This window comes from Pantoea sp. LS15 (assembly GCF_012241585.1).
Classification (GTDB): Bacteria; Pseudomonadota; Gammaproteobacteria; order Enterobacterales; family Enterobacteriaceae; genus Enterobacter.
In genome coordinates, this window is sequence record NZ_JAAVXA010000006.1 from 1 (window position 1) to 21,176 (window position 21,176).

Consider the following 21,176-nt stretch of genomic DNA (forward strand, 5'->3'; position numbering starts at 1 on the left):
GTTTACGGGCCGTAAGTAATCCATAGATGCAAATGTCAGATTGCGATGCGCCTGGTAGGGCGCGGCTGGTAACAAAGCCTTACAGGCGCATATGAAAAACCTCCGGCTATGCCGGAGGATATTTATTATATTACCTGCTCAAACAGCAATACCATCGCTATCAGCACCATCAACCCTCCCGATGCCCTGCTCACCAGACGCGCCGCCTGTGGTCGGGTCGCCAGCACGGCTTTCGAGCCATACCCCACCAGCAGGTAGACCAGCGTACAGGTGATAAGATGCATCATCCCAAGCGCAGACATCTGCATCGCTATCGACCAACTTCCGGTTGGGTCTGTAAATTGCGGAAGCAGGGCCAGGAACAGCAAAAAAACTTTCGGGTTTAGGCCGCTAATACAGAGTCCTTTCACCGCCCACTGTGTCCAGTTTCCCGTATGACGGGTGGCTTTTTCCGGTGCAGCCGGGTGACGCAATAACGTTATGCCAAGCCACAGGAGATACAGGGCTCCCGCCACGGTCAGCCCGGCTAACGCCAGAGGGTGTTGAGCAATTAAAACGCCCACGCCCGCAACCACTATCATCGTAGCCAGCAGATGACCGGACATCAGCCCCATCACAGCCGGGACCACGCGTCGACCGTTAATCCCGGCGCTAATGGCATAGGCCCAGTCCGCCCCCGGCGTCATGATAAGCAGAAAAGAAACCACCCAAAAGCCGGCCACAATACTCATTTCCATCGTCCTGAAGACTCCCGCAGTGCGTCAAACGTTGAGAAAAAGAATATCGCTAACCCTGCGAAATAGGCTTTCAATGTTATGCTCATAACACGGTAAAACTGAGAAAATCTTCCACATGGATAGCATTGATCGAAAAATTCTTGCTGAGCTGCAATCTGACGGTCGTTTATCACTTACGGAGCTGGCAGAGCGGGTGAATTTGAGCCTCTCGCCGTGCCATCGTCGCGTGCGGGCGCTGGAGCAAAGCGGGGCCATAACGGGCTACCGCGCCAGCCTCGATCCCGCCAAAATGGGATTTAATTTCCTGGCGATAGTCTTTGCGACGCTTAAAGAGGGTGACAGAAAAGCGGTTAGCGCCTTTGAAGATGCGGTGGAAGAGATACCGCAAATCGTGCTGGCACAGCGTTTGTTTGGCGATCCCGATTATCTGATGCACGTCGTAACGCGTGACCTGTCGGCATTTCAAAAACTCTATGACGAGAAACTCTCAGCGATGCCTGGCGTGCAGCATCTTCGCTCGACGCTGGTAATGAAAACGGTCGTTCAGGACAGACCTTTTCCGCTGGAGACGACGGGACGAGACTGAATGGCGTGCCCGGTAAAACGCCGGGCACGAAAGGGATTAGCCGACAAACATAACCGACACGCACAGCACGCCGACGATCAGCGTCAGCAGGTTGCCAATGGAACGGTACTGTTTCAGGGACGGGATCAGATACGTCGACAGCGTCGGCATGATAAACAGGATCATGGCGATAAGCGGACCGCTGATGGCATAAATCATCGAAATGGCATTCGGGTTAATGCAGCAGACCGCAAAAGTGATTAACGACACCCCCATAATGGAAATTGCGCGGTTAAAGGCGCGGCTCTTTTTCACGCCCACCTGATTCAGCGACGACTTCACGATCTCCGTCGCCCCTTCAATCACGCCAAAATAGGTGCCGAGGAACGATTTCGACATCGCAATAATCGCCACAATAATCCCGGAAATACCCAGCCACGCCGGAGAGGAAGGCATCATCGACAGCGCGGACAGGATCGTAACCCCTTGCTCTTTGGCGGTCACAATATACGACGGTGGAATAGAGAGCAGGCAGCTGAAGACAAAGAACAGCACGCTCAGGCAGATAATGAGGTACGCCACCTTCATGATTTTCTTGCATTTATCCATAGCGCCGTCAGCAAACTTCTCACGACGGTCAACGGCAAACGTTGAGATAATCGGAGTATGGCTGAAAGCAAAAACCATCACCGGAATCGAAATCCATACCTGATGCAGGGTATGACGATCGACGGACATTTGGCTGGTCAGCAGCGAAGGTTGCCAGCTTCCGGTCAGATAGAGCGAGACAAACAGGAAATAGGCAATCAGCGGAAATACCAGGAAGCCCATCACTTTTATCGTGATATGCCGTCCCATCAGGAAGATCAAATTGAGAACCAGCACTACCCCCAGGCTGACCAGTACGCGAACGGCGGTATCCACCGTTAGGTGTTTCGCCAGTTGCTCCGTGAGCGAGTTGGTGATGGCCACCGCATAAATCTGCACCACCACAAAGAAGGCGATGAAATAGAGCGTGGTGATCAGATTGCCAATCTTCCTGCCGTAATAGTGCGATACGGCGCCGGTGATCCCTTCATTGCCTTTGGTTTTCGACGACAGGATAAATTGTGCCAGCGCTCGGTGCGGCCAGTAGGTTAACGGATAAGCCACAAGGGCGGTAATAAACAGGACGATAGCGCCTGCGGAGCCCAACTGAATAGGCAAGAACAGCGTTCCTGCGCCCACGGCCGTGCCGTAGAGAGCGAAACTCCAGAGAGTCTCATCTTTTGACCAAATTTTCGACATTAGAGCAACGTATCAACTATCAAACCATCGGAATGGAGTGCAATTTACCATAGTTATGCGTGGAGAGCGCAGTTGCTTCGATGGAGTTTGGCCGGACCAGTTGTCCGGCCAGGGGGGAGTTAGCCTGCCAGGGCGCGTCGTTGCTGACGACGCTTAAGGAATTTTTCACGTAACGTGTCATATGCCCAGTTGTAGAACATGGCGTAAGGCAGGAAGAACAGGAAGAAACCTATTTCCAGCGTGAATGCCTCTAGCAGCGTGACGCCCAGCACAGCGGCGACAATCGTCAGGCCGATCACGATGAACCCGCATTCGAACCCCAGGGCATGCAGCGCACGGACTTTTGCCGTACGTTTGACGCGCTGAACTGGCCAGAAACGATCGAAGCCGAAGTTATAAATAATGTTCCACAGCATGGCGGTGGTGGCCAGAATAATGGCTAACCCGCCCATCTCAACCACGGAACGCTGCATGAGCCACGCCGCCGTAGGGGCGAGGATCGCCGTGGCAATCCCTTCAAAACAGATAGCATGAAAGATCCGCTCCGGCAGTTTACGTTGGAGTGCATCCTGATGTTGCATAGTCATAGACCTCGTTAATTCGCCAGTATGGGCGTTGATGGGGCCTATTTTTATCGTTAAAGCTGATATATTAAAGATGGTATCCATCGTAAAAGTAGATAGATCATGCGCTATTCCCCCGAAGCCCTTACTGCGTTTGTTGAAACCGTCGCGGCAGGTTCTTTTTCTGCTGCCGCACGCCGGTTGCGTAAAAGCCAGTCGACGATCAGCACGTCCATTGCCAATCTTGAAGCCGATCTGGGTTTCGAGCTTTTTGACCGCTCGGCGCGCCAGCCGGTGTTGACGGCTCAAGGGGAGCAGGTGCTGGGCTATGTGCAGGCTATCCTCGCCGCCAGCACGCGGCTTGATGAGCTGGCAGTATCATTAACAGCGCAAACGGAGGCGCGTCTGACATTTGTCCTTTCCGATACCCTCAATCCGGATGTGCTGGAAGATCTCATGAACCAGTTTGACCGGCGCTTTCCTCATACGGAATTCGAATGCCTGATTGGCGAAGAAGAGGACGTCATCGATCTGTTGCAAAAGGAACGCGCACAGGTTGGACTGACGGAAGCACGGGACAGTTACCCTACGGATATCGGCGTCACCCGTCTGCCGATGCAAACCCGCATGGCAATATATGTTGCGACCACGCATCCTCTGGCCGGCCAACCTGAAATTCAGGCTGACGAACTGCACGGCTGGCGGGAGTTGCGGCTCAGCACCTATCTTGAGCGCGAGGCGACGCTCGCGCGCGGGCCCGTCTGGTCAGCCCCGAATTACCTGTTACTCTTGAGTATGGCAGTACAGGGATTTGGCTGGTGCGTGTTGCCGTGCGCACTGGTGGAAGAATTTGCCGCCGCGAAATCGTTGGTACAGTTAAATGTCCCCGGCTGGCCACGAGCGACAGGGATCGATCTGCTATGGAATAAACGATCCCCACCAGGTATTGCCGGAAGCTGGCTGCGGCAGTATCTGCAGGATGCACGCTGATCCTTGTGATTAAACTCACTATTTTTAAACAATTAAGATAATTGCCAGTAACAATCCTCTACTATCGTCATGTCATTTAACACAGAGGTCGTGATGAAAGATGTCGTAATAGTGGGTGCGTTGCGTACAGCTATCGGCTGTTTTCAGGGAGCGCTTGCGCGTCACTCGGCGGTTGACCTGGGTAGCGTGGTAGTAAAAGCGCTGGTGGAACGTAGCGGGATCGCAGCCCATGAAATTGATGAGGTGATCCTGGGACAGGTTCTGACTGCCGGAGCCGGGCAAAACCCTGCGCGCCAGGCGGCGCTGAAAGGCGGGTTGCCCAATACCGTCTCCGCAATCACCATTAACGACGTCTGTGGTTCAGGCTTAAAAGCGCTACATCTTGCAACGCAAGCCATTCAGTGCGGTGAAGCGGATGTGGTCATTGCGGGTGGACAAGAGAACATGAGCCGTGCCCCACACGTATTGACCGACAGCCGTACCGGCGCACAGTTGGGCAACAGCCAGTTGCTTGATAGCCTGGTGCATGACGGGCTGTGGGATGCATTCAATGATTATCATATGGGTGTGACGGCGGAAAATCTGGCACGAGAGTACGGCATCAGCCGTGAGCTGCAGGATGCTTATGCCTTAAGCTCGCAGCAAAAGGCGCGCGCGGCGATTGATTCCGGCCGTTTTCGCGATGAAATTGTCCCGGTCAGCACGCTGCGTCAAAACGGCGAGGTTATCGTCGTGGATACCGATGAGCAGCCGCGTACCGACGCCAGCGCTGAAGGCCTGGCAAGGCTTAACCCTGCTTTTGAAATGCAAGGGTCGGTTACGGCGGGAAATGCTTCCTCCATTAATGATGGCGCAGCGGCCGTCATGATGATGAGCGAAAGCAAAGCCCTTGAGCTGGATCTTCCCGTATTAGCCCGCATCAAGGCGTTTGCCAGCGTGGGTGTTGATCCTGCGTTAATGGGGATCGCGCCGGTTTATGCCACCCGTCGCTGTCTTGATCGTGCTGGGTGGCAGCTCTCAGATGTGGATCTGATAGAGGTAAACGAAGCCTTTGCCGCGCAGGCGATCTCGGTCGGCAAAATGCTGGAGTGGGATCCACTGAGGGTAAACGTCAACGGCGGGGCGATCGCGCTGGGACATCCTATTGGTGCGTCTGGCTGCCGGATCCTGGTATCACTGGTCCACGAAATGAAAAAGCGGAACGCCCGTAAAGGCATTGCCACACTCTGTATCGGTGGCGGGCAGGGGGTGGCGCTGGCCATCGAACGCTAACCTTTTCTCATTGCAAGAAACCTCCTGCGGGAGGTTTTTTTTATGGTGCTGTTTTTTCTCAATCTCCATTTATCGTGATCCAGGTGTCATTTCCGATACAAACAAAAATAAAAATGAAACGTTGTTTTAAATGTAATTGAAAAGCCCACTTTATGCCGATAGTATGTGTTTATTGCAAAAACGGAACGCTGTTTCGTTTATCTTTTGCCTTCGGGCATGACCACATCTGGAGGTTATCGTGGACATCAGACAAAGCATCCACAGTGCGCACGCCAAAACGCTGGATACTCAAGGGCTGCGCAATGAGTTTTTAGTCGAACAGGTGTTCGAGGCCGACAAGTACACCATGGTCTACAGTCACATCGACCGCATTATTGTGGGCGGGATTATGCCAGTCACGAAAACCGTCTCCGTGGGTGGCGAAGTGGGTAAACAGCTGGGCGTAAGCTATTTTCTGGAACGCCGCGAGCTGGGGGTTATTAACATCGGTGGGCCCGGCACGATCACCGTAGACGGACAGTGCCACGAGATTGGTCATCGTGAGGCATTATATGTTGGCAAAGGTGCGAAAGAAGTGGTCTTTGCCAGCATAGACGGCAGCAAGCCCGCGAAGTTTTACTACAACTGCGCCCCGGCTCACTTTACCTACCCAACCAAAAAGGTCACCCCGGCAGACGTAGCCCCTGTAACGCTTGGCGATAACCTCACCAGCAACCGCCGCACCATCAATAAATACTTCGTGCCGGATGTACTGGAGACCTGTCAGCTCAGCATGGGGCTGACCGAACTCGCGCCGGGCAACCTGTGGAACACCATGCCGTGCCATACCCACGAGCGCCGCATGGAAGTCTATTTCTATTTCAACATGGACGAAGACGCCTGCGTATTCCACATGATGGGGAAACCTCAGGAAACACGTCATATCGTCATGCACAACGAGCAGGCCGTGATTTCACCGAGCTGGTCTATCCATTCTGGTGTCGGGACAAAGGCCTATACCTTTATCTGGGGAATGGTCGGTGAAAATCAGGTCTTTGATGATATGGACCATGTCGCGGTTAACGATCTCCGCTAGTCGCGGGCAGTGAAGCATAAACCTGCCTGTGAATGACAGGCGTTGAAAGAGTAAGGAATAAACATGATTCTGGATGCATTCTCTCTGCAGGGGAAAGTGGCTGTGGTTTCCGGGTGTGACACCGGGCTGGGTCAGGGGATGGCGTTAGGTCTGGCGGAGGCGGGCTGCGATATCGTGGGGATTAATATCGTTGAACCGACTGAAACCATTGAACGCGTGACGACGCTGGGCCGCCGTTTCCTGAGCCTGACTGCCGATCTGCGTAAAATCGACGCCATTCCTGAACTGCTGGAACGTGCTGTCGCGGAATTCGGGCATATCGACATTCTGGTGAACAATGCCGGACTGATTCGCCGTGAAGATGCGATTAATTTCACGGAACGCGACTGGGACGACGTGATGGATCTGAACATCAAGAGCGTGTTTTTTATGTCCCAGGCTGCGGCGAAGCACTTCATTGCGCAAGGGAAAGGCGGCAAGATCATTAATATTGCCTCTATGCTCTCTTTCCAGGGCGGTATCCGCGTGCCGTCATACACAGCTTCAAAGAGCGCCGTGATGGGTGTAACGCGCCTGCTGGCGAACGAATGGGCTAAACATAATATCAACGTCAATGCGATTGCCCCGGGTTACATGGCGACCAACAACACGCAGCAGTTGCGTGCGGATGAACAGCGTAGCGCGGAAATCCTTGAACGTATTCCGGCTGGCCGTTGGGGGCTGCCGGGTGATCTGATGGGGCCGGTTGTATTTCTGGCATCACCGGCCTCGGACTATATCAATGGCTACACCGTGGCGGTTGATGGCGGTTGGCTGGCACGATAAACCCGCTTCAGGCAAATACCTCTGCTTTTAGGTGGAGGTTTTTTTTGCCCGAAAATTGTCAATGTCCATATTGGAAAACGCGAAAAATCCATACTGAAAAGGTATGAATGACTCGCGTCACACTTTTAATTTTTATAAATTAAAGGGTTAATAAAAGAATGTGATTATTCAGCATTGGTTGAAATTGTAATGTCCATCACAGATCACTATGTCGCAGCGAAATAGTCCATATCTTCACCTTTTCCCGCCTGACACTTTTTTTCACTATCTCGTAATTTCACTTAACGAATTTCGCTGTTCAGGCAGGAAACTATGACCTCTATAAATGACTCAACCCTTATGCCCGCTGCGTTACGCGATACCCGCCGCATGAACCAGTTTGTCTCTATTGCGGCCGCGGTAGCGGGCTTGTTATTTGGACTGGATATCGGTGTGATTGCCGGTGCATTACCGTTTATTACCGATCACTTCACGCTGAGTAGCCGTCTGCAGGAGTGGGTGGTGAGCAGCATGATGCTCGGTGCCGCCATCGGTGCGCTGTTTAATGGCTGGCTCTCGTTCCGCCTTGGACGCAAATACAGCCTGATGGTCGGGGCGATTCTGTTTGTTGCCGGCTCCATTGGTTCCGCGTTTGCCACGAACGTTGAAGTATTGCTGCTTTCCCGTGTGTTGCTCGGTGTGGCGGTCGGGATTGCTTCGTATACGGCGCCGCTCTATCTCTCCGAAATGGCGAGTGAGAATGTACGTGGCAAGATGATCAGTATGTATCAGTTGATGGTGACGCTGGGTATTGTTTTGGCGTTCCTGTCCGATACCTACTTCAGCTACAGTGGAAACTGGCGCGCGATGCTGGGCGTGCTGGCTTTACCAGCACTGGTGCTGATTGTACTGGTGATTTTCTTGCCGAATAGCCCGCGTTGGCTGGCGCAAAAAGGGCGTCATGTGGAAGCCGAAGAGGTGCTGCGCATGTTGCGTGATACTTCGGAAAAAGCACGGGAGGAGCTGAACGAGATCCGCGAAAGTCTGAAGTTGAAGCAGGGAGGCTGGGCGTTATTTAAGATCAACCGCAACGTACGCCGTGCGGTGTTCCTCGGCATGTTACTGCAGGCAATGCAGCAGTTCACCGGGATGAATATCATCATGTACTACGCGCCACGCATATTCAAAATGGCGGGGTTCACTACCACAGAACAGCAGATGATGGCCACCCTGGTGGTGGGTCTTACCTTTATGTTCGCCACTTTTATAGCGGTGTTCACCGTGGATAAAGCCGGACGTAAGCCGGCGCTGAAAATTGGCTTCAGCGTGATGGCGCTCGGTACATTGATCCTCGGATACTGCCTGATGCAGTTTGATAACGGCACGGCCTCAAGTGGTCTTTCCTGGCTCTCCGTCGGTATGACCATGATGTGTATTGCCGGGTATGCGATGAGCGCCGCGCCTGTGGTGTGGATCTTGTGCTCCGAAATTCAGCCGCTCAAATGCCGTGACTTTGGCATTACCTGTTCCACGACCACCAACTGGGTGTCGAATATGATCATTGGTGCGACATTCCTGACGTTGCTGGACGCAATTGGCGCGGCGGGGACGTTCTGGCTCTATACGGTGCTGAACGTGGCGTTTATTGGGGTCACATTCTGGTTAATTCCAGAAACTAAAGGGGTGACGCTGGAGCATATTGAACGCAAGCTGATGGCGGGGGAGAAACTGCGTAATATCGGCGTGTAATCGTATTGCCAGTTTAAGCGTTTAATAGATGTCAGAGTTGGTGAAATGATGTTTTGTTACAATAATAACGTGATGAAACTCACTACCAACTCTGGCAGGGGGAGCTAAATAGAGGGATTTGAACTTAAGATAATTCTGAAGATATTGTATCATCGGACCACTCTTATTGATTGCGCAATATGCACAGCGTCCTATAAAGAAGAATGGTTATGTCTGAGATGGATATCAAAAAAAGCACCGATCTTGATTTTCCCCGCTATGCAACCCCAGCTGTAAACACCAAAGAAATAGATCTTTTGGGACTATTAGAGGTGCTTTTTGCTGCCAAAAAACGCATCATCGCCGTCACTCTTGCGTTTGCACTGGTGGGGCTGGCCGTTTCATTTTTGCTGCCGCAGAAATGGACCAGTAAAGCGGTGATCACTCAGGCAGAACAGTCGCAGTGGAACCCGTTACGCCAGATGATGGTTACGCTACAGGTGCTTGACGTGGATGCGAAGATTTCCCGCCCGGAAGTCTTTGACCTGTTTATTAAAAAGTTTCAGTCGCAGTCATTGCTTGAAGAGTATCTGAAATCCTCTTCTTACGTGATGTCGCAGCTTAAAGACGCCGAGGTCGATCCACTCGAACTGCATCGTGCTATCGTCAATATCTCAGACAAAATGAAAGCAGTGAATGACACGCAGGCGAAAGACGCGGAAAAAATGCCTTATATCTCATGGACATTGAGCTTCACAGCACCTCAGGCTGGTGATGCGCAAACTGTCCTGGAGGGATATATCAATTATATTGCAGCTATTGTCGAAAAAGAGACACTGCAGAACATCCGTAATCAGATCGCCCTGAAAACAAAGGCTGTTGAGCAGCAGCTGGAACTGGATCGTGTCCGTCTGACCAATACTCACAACACCAACCTTCAGCGACTTAATTATTCGCTGAAAGTGGCAAATGCGGCAGGGATTAAGAAGCCGGTCTACAGCAACGGGCAGGCAGTAAAAGATGACCCGGATTACTCCGTTGCGCTTGGGTCTGACGGTATTGCGCAAAAACTGCAGATTGAAAAAAATCTGAAGGACGTGACTGAGTTGAATGCGGACTTCCAGAACCGGGAATTCTACCTGGCGCAGCTGAAAAAATTGTCCTTCTCAGATATCAAACTTGAACCATTCCGCTACCAGCTTTCGCCTTCCATGCCGGTGAAGAAAGATGGTCCAGGCAAAGCGCTGATTGTCCTTCTGGCGACTATACTTGGTGGTCTTTTTGCTTGCGGCAGCGTTTTATTGCGCGAAGCGATGCTCACCCGTAACCCGCTGACGGAGCCGGTGACGGAATAAACTCTGCAGGTTAAAAAGGCGCTGAATACAGCGCCTTTTTTTATTGGCGCCGGTTGTGTTAAAAGAGAGAACAGAGATAAGGAGGGATGATGAAAACGATCGGCCTGTTAGGTGGGATGAGCTGGGAATCGACAATCCCCTATTACCGCCTGATTAATGAAGGGGTAAAGCAGCGTCTGGGCGGCCTGCACTCCGCAAGCCTACTGCTGCACAGCGTTAATTTCCATGAAATCGAGGCCTGCCAGTCGAGCGGTGAATGGGATAAAGCCGGGGAGATCCTGGCACAGGCGGCGCTGGGGCTGGAGCGTGCGGGAGCAGAGGGAATTTTGCTCTGTACGAACACCATGCATAAAGTCGCTTCCCGGATCGAAGAGCGTTGCTCGCTGCCCTTCCTGCATATCGCCGATGCGACCGGGCGTAAAATTGCTGCATCCGGAATGTCGCGTGTGGCACTGCTGGGTACGCGCTATACCATGGAGCAGGATTTCTATCGCGGTCGCTTGAGTAGTGAGTTTGGGATTGAAAGCCTGATCCCTGATGAGGCTGACCGGGCACGCATCAATCAGATTATCTTTGATGAGCTTTGCCTGGGGACATTCAGTGAACCTTCCCGCGCGTATTACGTCAGCGTGATCGAGACGCTTGCACGGCAGGGGGCAGAAGGTGTGATCTTTGGCTGTACTGAGATCGGCTTACTGGTTCCGGTAGCGCGCAGTCCAATCCCGGTGTTTGATACCACAGCGATTCATGCTGCCGATGCCGTGGAGTTTATGCTCTCCTGAGCGGGCTTGCGCCGGGAACGTCCCGGCTCAGGTCTGTGCATTGGCGGCGTCATAAGCGGATTGCGCCGCCACAATCGCATCCATATTACGTTCCACCCAGTGTGCCAGCACGGTCACTGTTTCGGTTAGCGCCTGTCCCAGCGGCGTCAGACTGTACTCCACCGTCACCGGTACCGTCGCGAAAACCTCACGTGAAACCAGCCCATCGCGTTCCAGCTTGCGTAATGCCTGGGTCAGTACCTTTTTGGTGATCCGCTGAATATCCCGTTGCAGATGGTTAAAGCGCATTGGTCCGTTTTCAAGACGCGCGAGGATCAGCAGCGCCCATTTGTCGGCGATACGTGCCAGCACGTCGCGGGTAGGGCAACGTTCATCGAACACGTTATAAGGAGGCATCTCCTTTTTCAGTACGACAGACTCAGTCATGGTGGTTCCCTCGAGGTAACCAGGTGAGGTAAAAGTGCCTTCTTACGCCCGCGAATATTTGCGTGTATAAAACGACGTAAGGTTTCTATTTGATACCAGGGAACCGAAAATGGCAACTGCTCGCAGAGCAATTTTAAAACTGTCTTAAACTTTTGACTCACAAGGCAATATTGCATCAGGAGATCTATTATGAGCGTTGTAGTTATCTATTATTCTGGCTACGGCCACACCCAACGTGTTGCTGAAACAGTCGCAGAGGGCGCACAGGCTGAACTGATCGCCATCGACAGCAATGGTGAAATTAAGGAAAGCGACTGGCAAAAATTGAACGAAGCAAAGGCGATTATTTTTGGCGCGCCAACTTACATGGGCGGTGTGCCGTGGCAGTTTAAGAAATTTGCTGATGCCACCTCTAAGGCCTGGTTCGTACGCAGCTGGCAGGACAAAGTGTTCGCGGGCTTCAGTAACAGTGCGAGCCTGAACGGTGACAAGCAAGTTTCCCTGCAATACCTGCAAACGCTGGCATCGCAGCATGGTGGGATTTGGGTGAGCCTGGGTCTGCCACCATCGAATACACAGGCTGCAACGCGTCAGGATATCAACAACCTCGGTGGCTCTGTCGGGCTGCTGGTACAGTCTCCGTCAGATGCGGATGCTGGCGCGATTGCCAGCGGTGATCTGCAAACGGCAGTAAAATTCGGTGAGCGTGTTGCCGCTGTGGCTAAGCGTTTTAACTGAGTCAGAGGACGCCCGCTGGTTTAGTCGGGCGTCTTTTCCAGCACCTTCTTCAGTTGTGCGGTTAGCGTGCTTAACCCACTTTGTAGATGTTCGCTGAACGCTTCTACCAGCGCAGAGGCCGGGCGATGCAGCGGGCGGATCAGGCTGACGGTAAAGGGGACTGAAACGCTAAACTGTCGAACCACAATTCCACTTCCCGCATAATCCAGCGCCGTGAGCGGATTAACCACTGAGACGCCCACGCCTGCACGAACCATTGCGCAAATAGATGCTGCACTGTGCGTTTCGACCACCATTCTTCGTTTCACCTGATGCTCGGTAAAGAGCATATCCAGCAGCTGTCGGTAGCTGTCCGTCTGTGACAGGCTAATGTAGTTCTCGCCGTGGAAATCCGCAGGGGTCAGGACGCTTTTTTTAGCCAGGGGATGACCCGCAGGCAGGACGCAGACCTCATCTAACGCCAGTAATTCTGTGCGCTGCGTTCCCGCCGGTGTGGCGAGGGTTTCGGTTAATCCCAGATCATGACGCTGCGCCGAAAGCCACTCTTCAAGCAACGGTGATTCCTGCGGGACGATGGTGAGGTTCACCTCGGGATAACGGGCCAGAAAAGGCTGTATCAGCATTGGCAGAAACGACTGCGAAAACACGGGCAGACAGACAATCGACAACTCGCCCTGGCGAAATTCACGTAAGCTTTCCGCCGCGCTGACAATTCGGTCCAGCCCGTACCAGGAGCGCTGAACTTCCTCGAACAGACGCAACCCTTGCACCGTTGGGTGTAACCTGCCACGGGTGCGTTCAAACAGCTTCAACCCAAGTACCTGCTCGAAGCGTGCCAGTTCCCGGCTCACTGTCGGCTGTGAGGTATGCAGCATCTGCGCGGCTTCGGTGAGATTGCCGGTGGTCATCACAGCGTGAAAAATCTCAATATGGCGTAAGTTGACGGCGGGCATAGGGCACCTGAAAGCAGATGAGTGTCCATATCATTTTTGCATAGACTCACGATAAAACGATATTTTTTATTCTTTTTCCGCTGTGGCGTAATCATAAAAAATGAATTTATCCGGAGAAGACCATGCCACGCCCACTCAACCAGACTGATACCGATTTGAACGCTGAAAACCTGCTGCGCTTGCCAGCCGAGTTTGGCTGTCCGGTTTGGGTCTACGACGCGCAGATCGTTCGCGAGAAGATCGCCGCTCTGCATCAGTTTGACGTGGTGCGCTTTGCTCAAAAGGCATGCTCCAATATTCACATTCTGCGCCTGATGCGTGAGCAGGGCGTAAAAGTGGATTCCGTTTCACTGGGTGAAATCGAGCGTGCGCTGGTGGCCGGGTTTGATCCGAAAGCCGATCCAGATGCGATCGTCTTCACTGCCGATGTGATCGACGATGCGACGCTTGCGCGCGTACATGAATTGCAGGTACCGGTGAATGCCGGGTCTGTGGATATGCTTGAGCAGCTAGGCCAGGTTTCGCCAGGTCATCGCGTCTGGTTACGTGTGAACCCGGGCTTTGGTCATGGTCATAGCCAAAAAACCAACACCGGCGGCGAAAACAGCAAACACGGTATCTGGTATGCCGATATGCCAGCTGCGCTTGACGTGTTGCAGCGTTATAACCTGAAGCTGGTCGGCATTCATATGCACATTGGCTCTGGCGTGGATTATGCTCATCTTGAGCAGGTCTGCGGGGCGATGGTGCGTCAGGTTGTCGATTTTGGTCAGGATCTGGAGGCCATCTCCGCTGGTGGCGGGCTTTCTATTCCTTACCGTGAGGGTGAAGAGGCGATCGATACCGATCACTATTACGGTCTGTGGAGCGCCGCACGTGACCAGATCGCTGCGCATCTTGGTCACGCTGTGAAACTGGAAATTGAGCCGGGTCGTTTCCTGGTTGCCGAAGCTGGTGTGCTGGTGGCGCAGGTACGCAGTGTGAAAGAGATGGGAACACGCCATTTCGTGTTGATTGATGCCGGTTTTAACGATCTGATGCGTCCGTCCATGTACGGCAGCTATCACCACATAACGGCACTGGCTGCCGATGGTCGCGATTTAACGCACGCGCCGCGCCGTGAGACGGTCGTTGCGGGGCCGCTGTGTGAATCGGGTGACGTGTTCACTCAGCAGGAAGGTGGCAAAGTGGAAACCCGCGCGCTGCCAGAGGTCAAACCGGGCGATTATCTTGTACTGCACGATACCGGTGCCTACGGGGCTTCTATGTCATCTAACTACAATAGTCGCCCGCTGCTGCCGGAAGTGCTGTTTGATAACGGCAAGGCACGGCTGATCCGCCGTCGCCAGACCATTCAGGAACTGCTGACACTGGAACTCATTTGATTAAAGTACGGCCCCGTGGTGACCGAATCGCGAAGTACCAGCGTGCCGGTAAACGGTGGGATCGCATCGACGGGCTGGTTTTTTGCCAGCCTGATGGCCTGATCGATAGCAGTGACAATCATATTGTCGATGGGCAGATAAACCGATGAAAGTGCAGGTTCCAGCCATTTCGCGCTTGGGGCGTCGTCAAAACCAAACAGCGAAATATCCTGCGGGATCTTAAGCCCCGCCTGGTGTAACGCTTTGGATGCACCCAGCGCCATATCATCATTACAGGCAAACAGGGCGCTAAACGACACACCATCGGCAATGAGCTCTTTACACAGCTCATATCCCCGCGTCATTCCCGCATCGCCATACTTTACCCGGCGTTCGTCCAGACGAATGCCGTGCTTTTCCAGCGCCTTACGGTAGCCCATCAGTCTCGCTTTCCCGGTTGGGGTATGGATCGGGACGGTGATACAGGCGATCTCCCGGTGACCCTGATTGATCAGGTAATCCACTGCCTTAAAGGCAGCATCCTGTTGTTCGAAGAAAACGCAGCGATCCGGCGCCTGGCTGACTTCACGGTTGATGACCACCAGCGGGGTTTGCACGGTATTCATCAGTTTGATAATCGCTTTTTCGCTCATATAGCGCGTGTACAGCACAATGGCATCACATTTGCGATCGGCCAGCATCTGCACTGCCTGCTCTTCCTGCTCCGGCGCGTCGTGTCCATCCGTGACGATCAGCTGTTTCCCGTGGGTTTCAGTCTGCCGCGATGCCTGTTGCAGAAGGCGACCAAAGTAAAAGCCATCGAAGGTTGATACGACCAGACCAATGCTGTTACTGGTCTGGTTAGCCAGTGAACGCGCGAGAAAGTTCGGGCGGTAACCCAGCTCTTCCATCGCAGCAAACACTTGCTGACGCGTACTCTCTTTAACCTGACCTGTGCCGTTCAGTACGCGCGATACCGTGGCCTTCGACACGCCCGCACGCAGTGAGACATCCAGCATTGTTGCCATTCTACATTCCTGCTTCCACGTAATGGTCTGCAGTTTAACACAGACCTCGCAGCGTATAAGCGATGCGGGGGACGCAAAACTTCTGCCACGATCACGCTTTTTGGTAACGATCCGCCCGTCGACATAACGGCCTGCCCGCAGTCAACGAAAATGGCCGGGTTCTGGTAAAATAGTGAACAAACTGGCCGGGGGGCATCAGGCCTGAATATCGAACTGAAAAACGCAGGTAAAACATGGATAAGGCTGACATTCTGCCGCTTTACGCCGCACCGCAGTATGCGGAGCAAGTGACCGACTGGATCTGGCACGCCTTTGGTGAGGGGCTTCCCCGGGCGTTTTTTCATAGCATTGTTGAGCACAGCCAGACGCCGGGTGCCTTGCCATTGACCTTTATTGCTGTGCAAAACGAACAGCTACTCGGCACGGTGGGGCTCTGGCGCTGCGATCTGATCACCCGGCAGGATCTCTTTCCGTGGCTGGCGGCGTTGTACGTTGACGAAGCGGCGCGTGGCAAAGGGTTAGCCGGGCAACTCCAGCAGCATGTTATGACCTACGCTGCTCAGGCAGGGTATCGCGAGCTGCATTTGTGGTCTGCCTGCCGTGACTTCTATGAACGTTACGGCTGGCAGTATATTGGCGATGCACTGGAGTACCCGAATAAAACGGTACACCTTTACCGCTATTCCTCTCCTGCTTCTGCAGGCGATGCTACGGAGTGACGGCGCACTAAGGTCGGGCTGAAGAGATGGGTAATGTCCGGTGGCTGGCGTTTCTCAGCCAGCGCTAATGCCAGCTCTGCGGCTTGTGTTGCCATCGTGATGATCGGGTAACGTACTGTGGTCAGGCGCGGGCGCACGTAACGGGAGACCAGCACATCATCAAAACCAATGAGTGAAATTTCTGACGGCACCTCAATCCCGTTGTCATTTAGCACCCCCATTGCCCCGGCGGCCATGGAGTCGTTATAGCAGGCAACGGCGGTGAAATTTCGTCCGCGGCCAAGCAACTCAGTCATGGCCTGCTCACCGCCGCTCTCATCCGGCTCACCGTAGGCTACGAGGCGGTCATTACACGGTAGATCGTTTTCGCGCAAGGCATCGTAGTAACCTTGCAGTCGATCTTCCGCATCAGAAATGGGGTGGTTTGAACAGAGATAACCAATTCGTGTGTGTCCCTGTTGAATCAGATGACGGGTGGCGAGCCAGGCACCATAACGGTCGTCGAGCGCCACGCAGCGTTTTTCAAACCCGGGAATAATACGGTTGATGATCACCATGCCGGGGATCTGCTTCATCAAATGAATAAGTTCCGCATCGGGAAGCATTTTGGCGTGAACAACCAGCGCCGCGCAGCGGTGGCGGATAAGCTGTTCAATGGCCTGGCGTTCTTTTTGTTCATTATGGTAGCCATTACCAATCAGCAAAAAATTGCCTGTCTGATAAGACACTTGCTCCACCGCTTTAACCATCGCGCCGAAAAAGGGATCAGACACATCACCCACGACCAGCCCAATGGTTTCAGTGGACTGCTGGGCGAGCGCGCGGGCATTGGCATTGGGATGGTAGTTCAGGGATTCCATGGCACTTTGCACAGCCTGGCGTGATGCGTCACTGGCTTTAGGCGAGTCGTTAATCACGCGCGAGACGGTTGCCACCGAAACTCCTGCCAGAAGGGCCACATCCTTTATTGTCGCCATTAATTACCTTCTTAGTGGGGGTAAGCGTTTACACACCCGGTAGTGTTGCGGAAAAGCGGTATGCATTCAAGGGGAGTGGATTTCAGATCTCCACAAACGTGACGCAGAACAACCCTGACGGTGTAATCGTTACACGACCAGTCATGTCTGAATAATGTCAATCTGAACCTTTAGTTACACTTTGCCTCAGGCTGTTGCGATTGTCCGATGGCGAGGAAGTTAAAGAGGTTGATAGAGTTGAGATCCCAGAGGTATTGATTGGTGAGAATTCTTAGTACGGTTTCGTACTCATCTCTTGCACCAACCTGCGCGGATGCGCAGGTTTTTTTTCGCCTCCACTTTAGCTGTCGCTCCTGTATCACTTCTCGTGTAATCTGCCACCATTTACTATCAACCCTTCACACTGGCTGGCAAAGGGAGTTGAGATGCTATTTGGGTTCTTCCGTACACTTTTCCGTATTCTTTTTCGAATCCGCGTCACTGGCGATGCCCAGGCGCTTCGCGGCGAACGCGTTCTGATCACACCAAACCATGTGTCCTTTATAGATGGCATTTTACTGGCGCTGTTTTTGCCTGTGCGTCCGGTGTTTGCGGTTTATACCTCCGTGAGCCAGCAGTGGTACATGCGCTGGCTCACGCCGCTGATTGATTTCGTGCCGCTCGACCCGACAAAACCGATGATGATTAAACATCTGGTACGTCTGGTGGAGCAGGGGCGTCCGGTGGTCATCTTCCCTGAGGGACGCATTTCGGTGACAGGCTCGCTGATGAAAATATACGACGGCGCGGGGTTTGTGGCGGCGAAGTCAAAAGCAACGGTGGTACCACTGCGTATTGAAGGGGCGGAGTTAACCCGCTTCAGCCGTCTTAAGGGACTGGTAAAGCAACGCCTGTTCCCCAAAATCACGCTGCATATTCTGCCGCCGACCTCGTTACCGATGCCTGACGCGCCGCGTGCCCGCGATCGTCGTAAAATCGCGGGTGAAATGCTGCATCAGATTATGATGGAAGCGCGTATGGCCGTTCGTCCGCGCGAAACGCTGTATGAATCTCTTCTTTCGGCACAGCATCGCTATGGCGCGAAGAAAAATTGTATTGAAGACATCAACTTTACCCCGGATACCTATCGCAAACTGCTGACCAAGACCCTGTTTGTGGGCCGCATTCTGGAGAAATACAGTAAGAAGGGTGAAAAGATTGGTCTGATGTTGCCTAACGCTGGCATCAGCGCGGCGGTGATTTTTGGTGCTGTTTCTCGGGGCCGTATACCGGCGATGATGAACTACACGGCGGGTGTGAAGGGGCTGACCAGCGCCATCACCGCCGCTCAGATTGACACCGTCTTTACCTCCCGCCAGTTCCTCGATAAAGGCAAACTCTGGCATCTTCCTGAACAACTTACCCAGGTACGCTGGGTCTTCCTGGAAGATCTGAAAGCGGACGTGACCACCGGAGACAAGCTGTGGATTTTTGCTCATCTGCTGATGCCGCGTCTGGCGCAGGTCAAACAGCAGCCGGAAGATGATGCGATTATCCTCTTCACTTCGGGATCAGAGGGCAACCCGAAAGGTGTCGTCCACAGTCACAAGAGTATTCTGGCGAACGTCGAGCAGATCAAAAGCATTGCAGACTTTACTGCGAATGACCGTTTTATGTCTGCGCTCCCGCTGTTCCACTCCTTTGGTCTGACGGTGGGGCTGTTTACGCCGCTGCTGACCGGTGCTGAAGTGTTCCTCTATCCAAGCCCACTGCATTACCGCATTGTGCCGGAGCTGGTGTATGACCGTAACTGCACCGTCCTGTTCGGAACCTCCACTTTCCTGGGTAACTATGCGCGTTTCGCCAACCCGTATGATTTTTATCGTGTGCGGTATGTGGTAGCTGGCGCAGAAAAACTGCAGGAGAGTACGCGTCAAATCTGGCAGGACAAGTTTGGTTTGCGCATTCTTGAAGGCTATGGTGTTACCGAGTGTGCACCGGTAGTCTCGATTAACGTGCCAATGGCAGCAAAACCGGGTACGGTTGGCCGAATTTTGCCGGGGATGGATGCACGCTTGCTGGCTGTGCCAGGTATTGAGGACGGTGGCCGCCTGCAGCTCAAAGGGCCAAACGTGATGAACGGTTATCTGCGTGTGGAAAACCCGGGTGTGCTGGAAGCGCCGACGGCGGAAAACGTTACGGGTGAGGTCGAAACAGGATGGTATGACACCGGTGATATTGTCCGTTTTGATGAACAAGGTTTCGTGCAGATCCAGGGGCGTGCAAAACGCTTCGCCAAAATTGCCGGTGAAATGGTCTCTCTGGAAATGGTTGAACAACTGGCGACGGCTGTGTCCGCTGACAAACAGCATGCGACAGTGGTGAAGAGTGATGCCAGCAAAGGTGAAGCGCTGGTCCTGTATACCACTGACAGCGAGCTTAAGCGCGAGCAGTTACTCAAACATGCTCGTGAGCATGGTATTCCCGAGCTGGCGGTGCCGCGTGATATTCGTTATCTGAAGCAACTCCCGGTACTGGGCAGTGGGAAGCCCGATTTCGTGACCCTGAAGAGCATGGTTGAACAGGCGGAACAGCAAAATGCGTGAGTCAGTACACACTAATACATCGCTCAGATCAAAAGGCATGATGGCGGTCATCGCCGCGCAGTTTCTCTCTGCGTTCGGTGATAATGCGCTTCTGTTTGCCACTCTGGCGCTGCTGAAAGCCGAGTTTTACCCCGACTGGAGTCAGCCGATCCTGCAGATGGTGTTTGTGGGTGCTTACATTATCTTTGCTCCCTTTGTAGGGCAGGTGGCGGACAGTTTCCCGAAAGGCCGGGTGATGATGTTTGCTAACGGACTGAAATTACTGGGTGCCGCAAGCATTTGTTTTGGTTTTAATCCGTTCATTGGTTATACGCTGGTGGGCATTGGCGCCGCCGCTTACTCTCCGGCGAAATATGGCATCCTCGGAGAGCTGACAACGGGTGATAAGCTGGTGAAAGCCAATGGTCTGATGGAGTCTTCCACCATTGCGGCCATCCTGCTCGGCTCCGTTGCGGGTGGGGTGCTTGCCGACTGGCATGTGCTGGCGGCTTTGGGTGTCTGTGCGGTGGTGTATGGTGGGGCGGTTGTGGCTAACCTGTTTATCCCGAAGCTGCCAGTGGCACGCCCGGGACAATCCTGGCGCTTTAAGCCGATGACAGGAAGTTTTTTCAACGCCTGTCGTGTGCTGTGGCGTAACGGTGAAACGCGCTTCTCCCTGATGGGAACCAGTATGTTCTGGGGAGCGGGTGTCACGCTGCGCTTCCTGCTGGTGCTATGGGTGCCTGTGGCGCTGGGTATTACCGACAATGCGACCCCAACCTACCTTAATGCGATGGTTGCTATCGGGATTGTTGTTGGTGCGGGGGCGGCAGCGAAACTGGTAACGCTTGAGACAGTAGCGCGCTGTATGCCGGCAGGGATCCTGATTGGCGTCGTCGTGCTTATTTTCTCGCTGCAACACGCGTTATTGCCAGCTTATGCCCTCCTAATCCTGATTGGTATTCTGGGTGGATTCTTCGTGGTACCGCTGAATGCGTTACTGCAGGAACGTGGCAAGCAAACTGTCGGTGCAGGCAACGCCATTGCGGTACAAAACCTGGGTGAAAACCTGGCGATGTTGTTAATGCTGGGGCTTTACTCGCTGGCAGTAAAAGTAGGTGTGCCGGTGGTGGGTATTGGCGTCGGGTTTGGTGGGCTGTTTGCGCTGGCGATTGCTGGCTTGTGGATCTGGCAGCGTCGGCGTTGATCTCTTTGCCGGGTCAGGCGAAGCCGCCACCCGGCAAAAGCG

Annotated in this window: 20 protein-coding genes; 13 read left to right on the forward strand and 7 right to left on the reverse strand. The window is 53.4% G+C overall.

Annotated features, from left to right (window positions below):
* Positions 1 to 125: 125 nt before the first annotated feature.
* Positions 126 to 737: a LysE family translocator gene (locus HED65_RS10690; RefSeq protein ID WP_114978560.1), complete on the reverse strand. Its 612-nt coding sequence runs from the start codon at positions 735 to 737 to the stop codon at positions 126 to 128.
* Positions 738 to 852: 115 nt separating this feature from the next.
* Between HED65_RS10690 and HED65_RS10695 the strand changes: the two genes are divergently transcribed.
* On the forward strand, positions 853 to 1,323 hold the full coding sequence (locus HED65_RS10695; RefSeq protein WP_114978561.1) for an Lrp/AsnC family transcriptional regulator: 471 nt from the start codon (positions 853 to 855) through the stop codon (positions 1,321 to 1,323).
* A 36-nt stretch (positions 1,324 to 1,359) separates the two neighbouring features.
* Here HED65_RS10695 and HED65_RS10700 read toward each other — a convergent pair whose 3' ends face one another.
* Both HED65_RS10700 and HED65_RS10705 read right to left on the reverse strand, forming a co-directional pair.
* On the reverse strand, positions 1,360 to 2,589 hold the full coding sequence (locus HED65_RS10700; protein WP_114978562.1) for an amino acid permease: 1,230 nt from the start codon (positions 2,587 to 2,589) through the stop codon (positions 1,360 to 1,362).
* Between the two features lie 119 nt (positions 2,590 to 2,708).
* On the reverse strand, positions 2,709 to 3,170 hold the full coding sequence (locus HED65_RS10705) for a multidrug/biocide efflux PACE transporter (RefSeq protein ID WP_114978563.1): 462 nt from the start codon (positions 3,168 to 3,170) through the stop codon (positions 2,709 to 2,711).
* A gap of 105 nt (positions 3,171 to 3,275) precedes the next feature.
* Here HED65_RS10705 and HED65_RS10710 point away from each other — a divergent pair, with 105 nt between their 5' ends.
* The 7 genes from HED65_RS10710 (at position 3,276) to HED65_RS10740 (ending at position 11,158) form a co-directional block, all read left to right on the forward strand.
* Positions 3,276 to 4,142, forward strand: coding sequence for a LysR family transcriptional regulator (locus HED65_RS10710; RefSeq protein ID WP_114978564.1), 867 nt, complete (start codon positions 3,276 to 3,278; stop codon positions 4,140 to 4,142).
* A gap of 93 nt (positions 4,143 to 4,235) precedes the next feature.
* Entirely contained in the window at positions 4,236 to 5,414 is a 1,179-nt protein-coding gene (locus tag HED65_RS10715) for an acetyl-CoA C-acetyltransferase (protein WP_114978565.1), read from the forward strand.
* A gap of 238 nt (positions 5,415 to 5,652) precedes the next feature.
* Positions 5,653 to 6,489 (forward strand): 5-dehydro-4-deoxy-D-glucuronate isomerase, encoded by an 837-nt coding sequence (kduI, locus tag HED65_RS10720; protein WP_114978566.1) that lies wholly within the window; start codon positions 5,653 to 5,655, stop codon positions 6,487 to 6,489.
* A 63-nt stretch (positions 6,490 to 6,552) separates the two neighbouring features.
* Positions 6,553 to 7,314, forward strand: a complete 762-nt coding sequence (gene kduD, locus HED65_RS10725; protein WP_114978567.1) for a 2-dehydro-3-deoxy-D-gluconate 5-dehydrogenase KduD — start codon at positions 6,553 to 6,555, stop codon at positions 7,312 to 7,314.
* A gap of 294 nt (positions 7,315 to 7,608) precedes the next feature.
* Entirely contained in the window at positions 7,609 to 9,042 is a 1,434-nt protein-coding gene (araE, locus tag HED65_RS10730) for an arabinose-proton symporter AraE (protein ID WP_286168813.1), read from the forward strand.
* A gap of 209 nt (positions 9,043 to 9,251) precedes the next feature.
* Entirely contained in the window at positions 9,252 to 10,376 is a 1,125-nt protein-coding gene (gene wzz(fepE) / locus HED65_RS10735) for an LPS O-antigen length regulator Wzz(fepE) (protein WP_114978569.1), read from the forward strand.
* Positions 10,377 to 10,465: 89 nt separating this feature from the next.
* Complete coding sequence (locus tag HED65_RS10740) at positions 10,466 to 11,158, forward strand: aspartate/glutamate racemase (RefSeq protein WP_114978570.1); 693 nt, start codon at positions 10,466 to 10,468, stop codon at positions 11,156 to 11,158.
* Between the two features lie 27 nt (positions 11,159 to 11,185).
* Here the strand turns inward: HED65_RS10740 and HED65_RS10745 are convergent, their stop codons facing one another.
* The gene (locus HED65_RS10745; protein WP_189338746.1) at positions 11,186 to 11,584 is read right to left on the reverse strand and encodes a winged helix-turn-helix transcriptional regulator; all 399 of its coding nucleotides are present in this window, start codon (positions 11,582 to 11,584) and stop codon (positions 11,186 to 11,188) included.
* A 189-nt stretch (positions 11,585 to 11,773) separates the two neighbouring features.
* Here HED65_RS10745 and HED65_RS10750 point away from each other — a divergent pair, with 189 nt between their 5' ends.
* A complete protein-coding gene (locus HED65_RS10750; protein WP_114978571.1) occupies positions 11,774 to 12,322 on the forward strand; it encodes a flavodoxin family protein in 549 nt (182 codons plus the stop codon).
* Between the two features lie 20 nt (positions 12,323 to 12,342).
* On the opposite strand, the gene HED65_RS10755 is transcribed toward HED65_RS10750, so the two are convergent.
* Positions 12,343 to 13,275: a LysR family transcriptional regulator gene (locus HED65_RS10755; protein ID WP_114978572.1), complete on the reverse strand. Its 933-nt coding sequence runs from the start codon at positions 13,273 to 13,275 to the stop codon at positions 12,343 to 12,345.
* Positions 13,276 to 13,397: 122 nt separating this feature from the next.
* On the opposite strand from HED65_RS10755, the gene lysA reads away from it, so the two are divergent.
* On the forward strand, positions 13,398 to 14,660 hold the full coding sequence (gene lysA, locus HED65_RS10760; RefSeq protein WP_114978573.1) for a diaminopimelate decarboxylase: 1,263 nt from the start codon (positions 13,398 to 13,400) through the stop codon (positions 14,658 to 14,660).
* Here the strand turns inward: lysA and HED65_RS10765 are convergent.
* Positions 14,630 to 15,667: a LacI family DNA-binding transcriptional regulator gene (locus HED65_RS10765; RefSeq protein ID WP_114978574.1), complete on the reverse strand. Its 1,038-nt coding sequence runs from the start codon at positions 15,665 to 15,667 to the stop codon at positions 14,630 to 14,632. The two genes, lysA and HED65_RS10765, sit on opposite strands and share 31 nt — an antisense overlap.
* 233 nt (positions 15,668 to 15,900) lie before the next feature.
* Between HED65_RS10765 and HED65_RS10770 the strand changes: the two genes are divergently transcribed.
* On the forward strand, positions 15,901 to 16,386 hold the full coding sequence (locus tag HED65_RS10770) for a GNAT family N-acetyltransferase (protein ID WP_114978575.1): 486 nt from the start codon (positions 15,901 to 15,903) through the stop codon (positions 16,384 to 16,386).
* On the opposite strand, the gene galR is transcribed toward HED65_RS10770, so the two are convergent.
* Entirely contained in the window at positions 16,347 to 17,363 is a 1,017-nt protein-coding gene (gene galR, locus HED65_RS10775) for an HTH-type transcriptional regulator GalR (protein ID WP_114978576.1), read from the reverse strand. The genes HED65_RS10770 and galR overlap by 40 nt on opposite strands.
* 425 nt (positions 17,364 to 17,788) lie before the next feature.
* Between galR and aas the strand changes: the two genes are divergently transcribed.
* Positions 17,789 to 19,948: a bifunctional acyl-ACP--phospholipid O-acyltransferase/long-chain-fatty-acid--ACP ligase gene (aas, locus tag HED65_RS10780; RefSeq protein ID WP_114978577.1), complete on the forward strand. Its 2,160-nt coding sequence runs from the start codon at positions 17,789 to 17,791 to the stop codon at positions 19,946 to 19,948.
* Positions 19,941 to 21,134 carry a lysophospholipid transporter LplT gene (gene lplT, locus HED65_RS10785; RefSeq protein WP_028016918.1) on the forward strand — a complete coding sequence of 398 codons (1,194 nt, stop codon included), beginning with the start codon at positions 19,941 to 19,943 and terminating at the stop codon, positions 21,132 to 21,134. Before aas ends, lplT begins: the two co-directional genes overlap by 8 nt.
* The last annotated feature ends 42 nt before the right edge of the window (positions 21,135 to 21,176 follow it).

Bases quoted from the DNA above. Each gene is read 5' to 3' on its own strand.
- HED65_RS10690 (WP_114978560.1), bottom strand. From the start codon at position 737: ATGGAAATGAGTATTGTGGCCGGCTTTTGGGTGGTTTCTTTTCTGCTT.
- HED65_RS10695 (WP_114978561.1), top strand. From the start codon at position 853: ATGGATAGCATTGATCGAAAAATTCTTGCTGAGCTGCAATCTGACGGT.
- HED65_RS10700 (WP_114978562.1), bottom strand. From the start codon at position 2,589: ATGTCGAAAATTTGGTCAAAAGATGAGACTCTCTGGAGTTTCGCTCTC.
- HED65_RS10705 (WP_114978563.1), bottom strand. From the start codon at position 3,170: ATGCAACATCAGGATGCACTCCAACGTAAACTGCCGGAGCGGATCTTT.
- HED65_RS10710 (WP_114978564.1), top strand. From the start codon at position 3,276: ATGCGCTATTCCCCCGAAGCCCTTACTGCGTTTGTTGAAACCGTCGCG.
- HED65_RS10715 (WP_114978565.1), top strand. From the start codon at position 4,236: ATGAAAGATGTCGTAATAGTGGGTGCGTTGCGTACAGCTATCGGCTGT.
- kduD (WP_114978567.1), top strand. From the start codon at position 6,553: ATGATTCTGGATGCATTCTCTCTGCAGGGGAAAGTGGCTGTGGTTTCC.
- HED65_RS10740 (WP_114978570.1), top strand. From the start codon at position 10,466: ATGAAAACGATCGGCCTGTTAGGTGGGATGAGCTGGGAATCGACAATC.
- HED65_RS10745 (WP_189338746.1), bottom strand. From the start codon at position 11,584: ATGACTGAGTCTGTCGTACTGAAAAAGGAGATGCCTCCTTATAACGTG.
- HED65_RS10750 (WP_114978571.1), top strand. From the start codon at position 11,774: ATGAGCGTTGTAGTTATCTATTATTCTGGCTACGGCCACACCCAACGT.
- HED65_RS10755 (WP_114978572.1), bottom strand. From the start codon at position 13,275: ATGCCCGCCGTCAACTTACGCCATATTGAGATTTTTCACGCTGTGATG.
- lysA (WP_114978573.1), top strand. From the start codon at position 13,398: ATGCCACGCCCACTCAACCAGACTGATACCGATTTGAACGCTGAAAAC.
- HED65_RS10765 (WP_114978574.1), bottom strand. From the start codon at position 15,667: ATGGCAACAATGCTGGATGTCTCACTGCGTGCGGGCGTGTCGAAGGCC.
- HED65_RS10770 (WP_114978575.1), top strand. From the start codon at position 15,901: ATGGATAAGGCTGACATTCTGCCGCTTTACGCCGCACCGCAGTATGCG.
- galR (WP_114978576.1), bottom strand. From the start codon at position 17,363: ATGGCGACAATAAAGGATGTGGCCCTTCTGGCAGGAGTTTCGGTGGCA.
- aas (WP_114978577.1), top strand. From the start codon at position 17,789: ATGCTATTTGGGTTCTTCCGTACACTTTTCCGTATTCTTTTTCGAATC.
- lplT (WP_028016918.1), top strand. From the start codon at position 19,941: ATGCGTGAGTCAGTACACACTAATACATCGCTCAGATCAAAAGGCATG.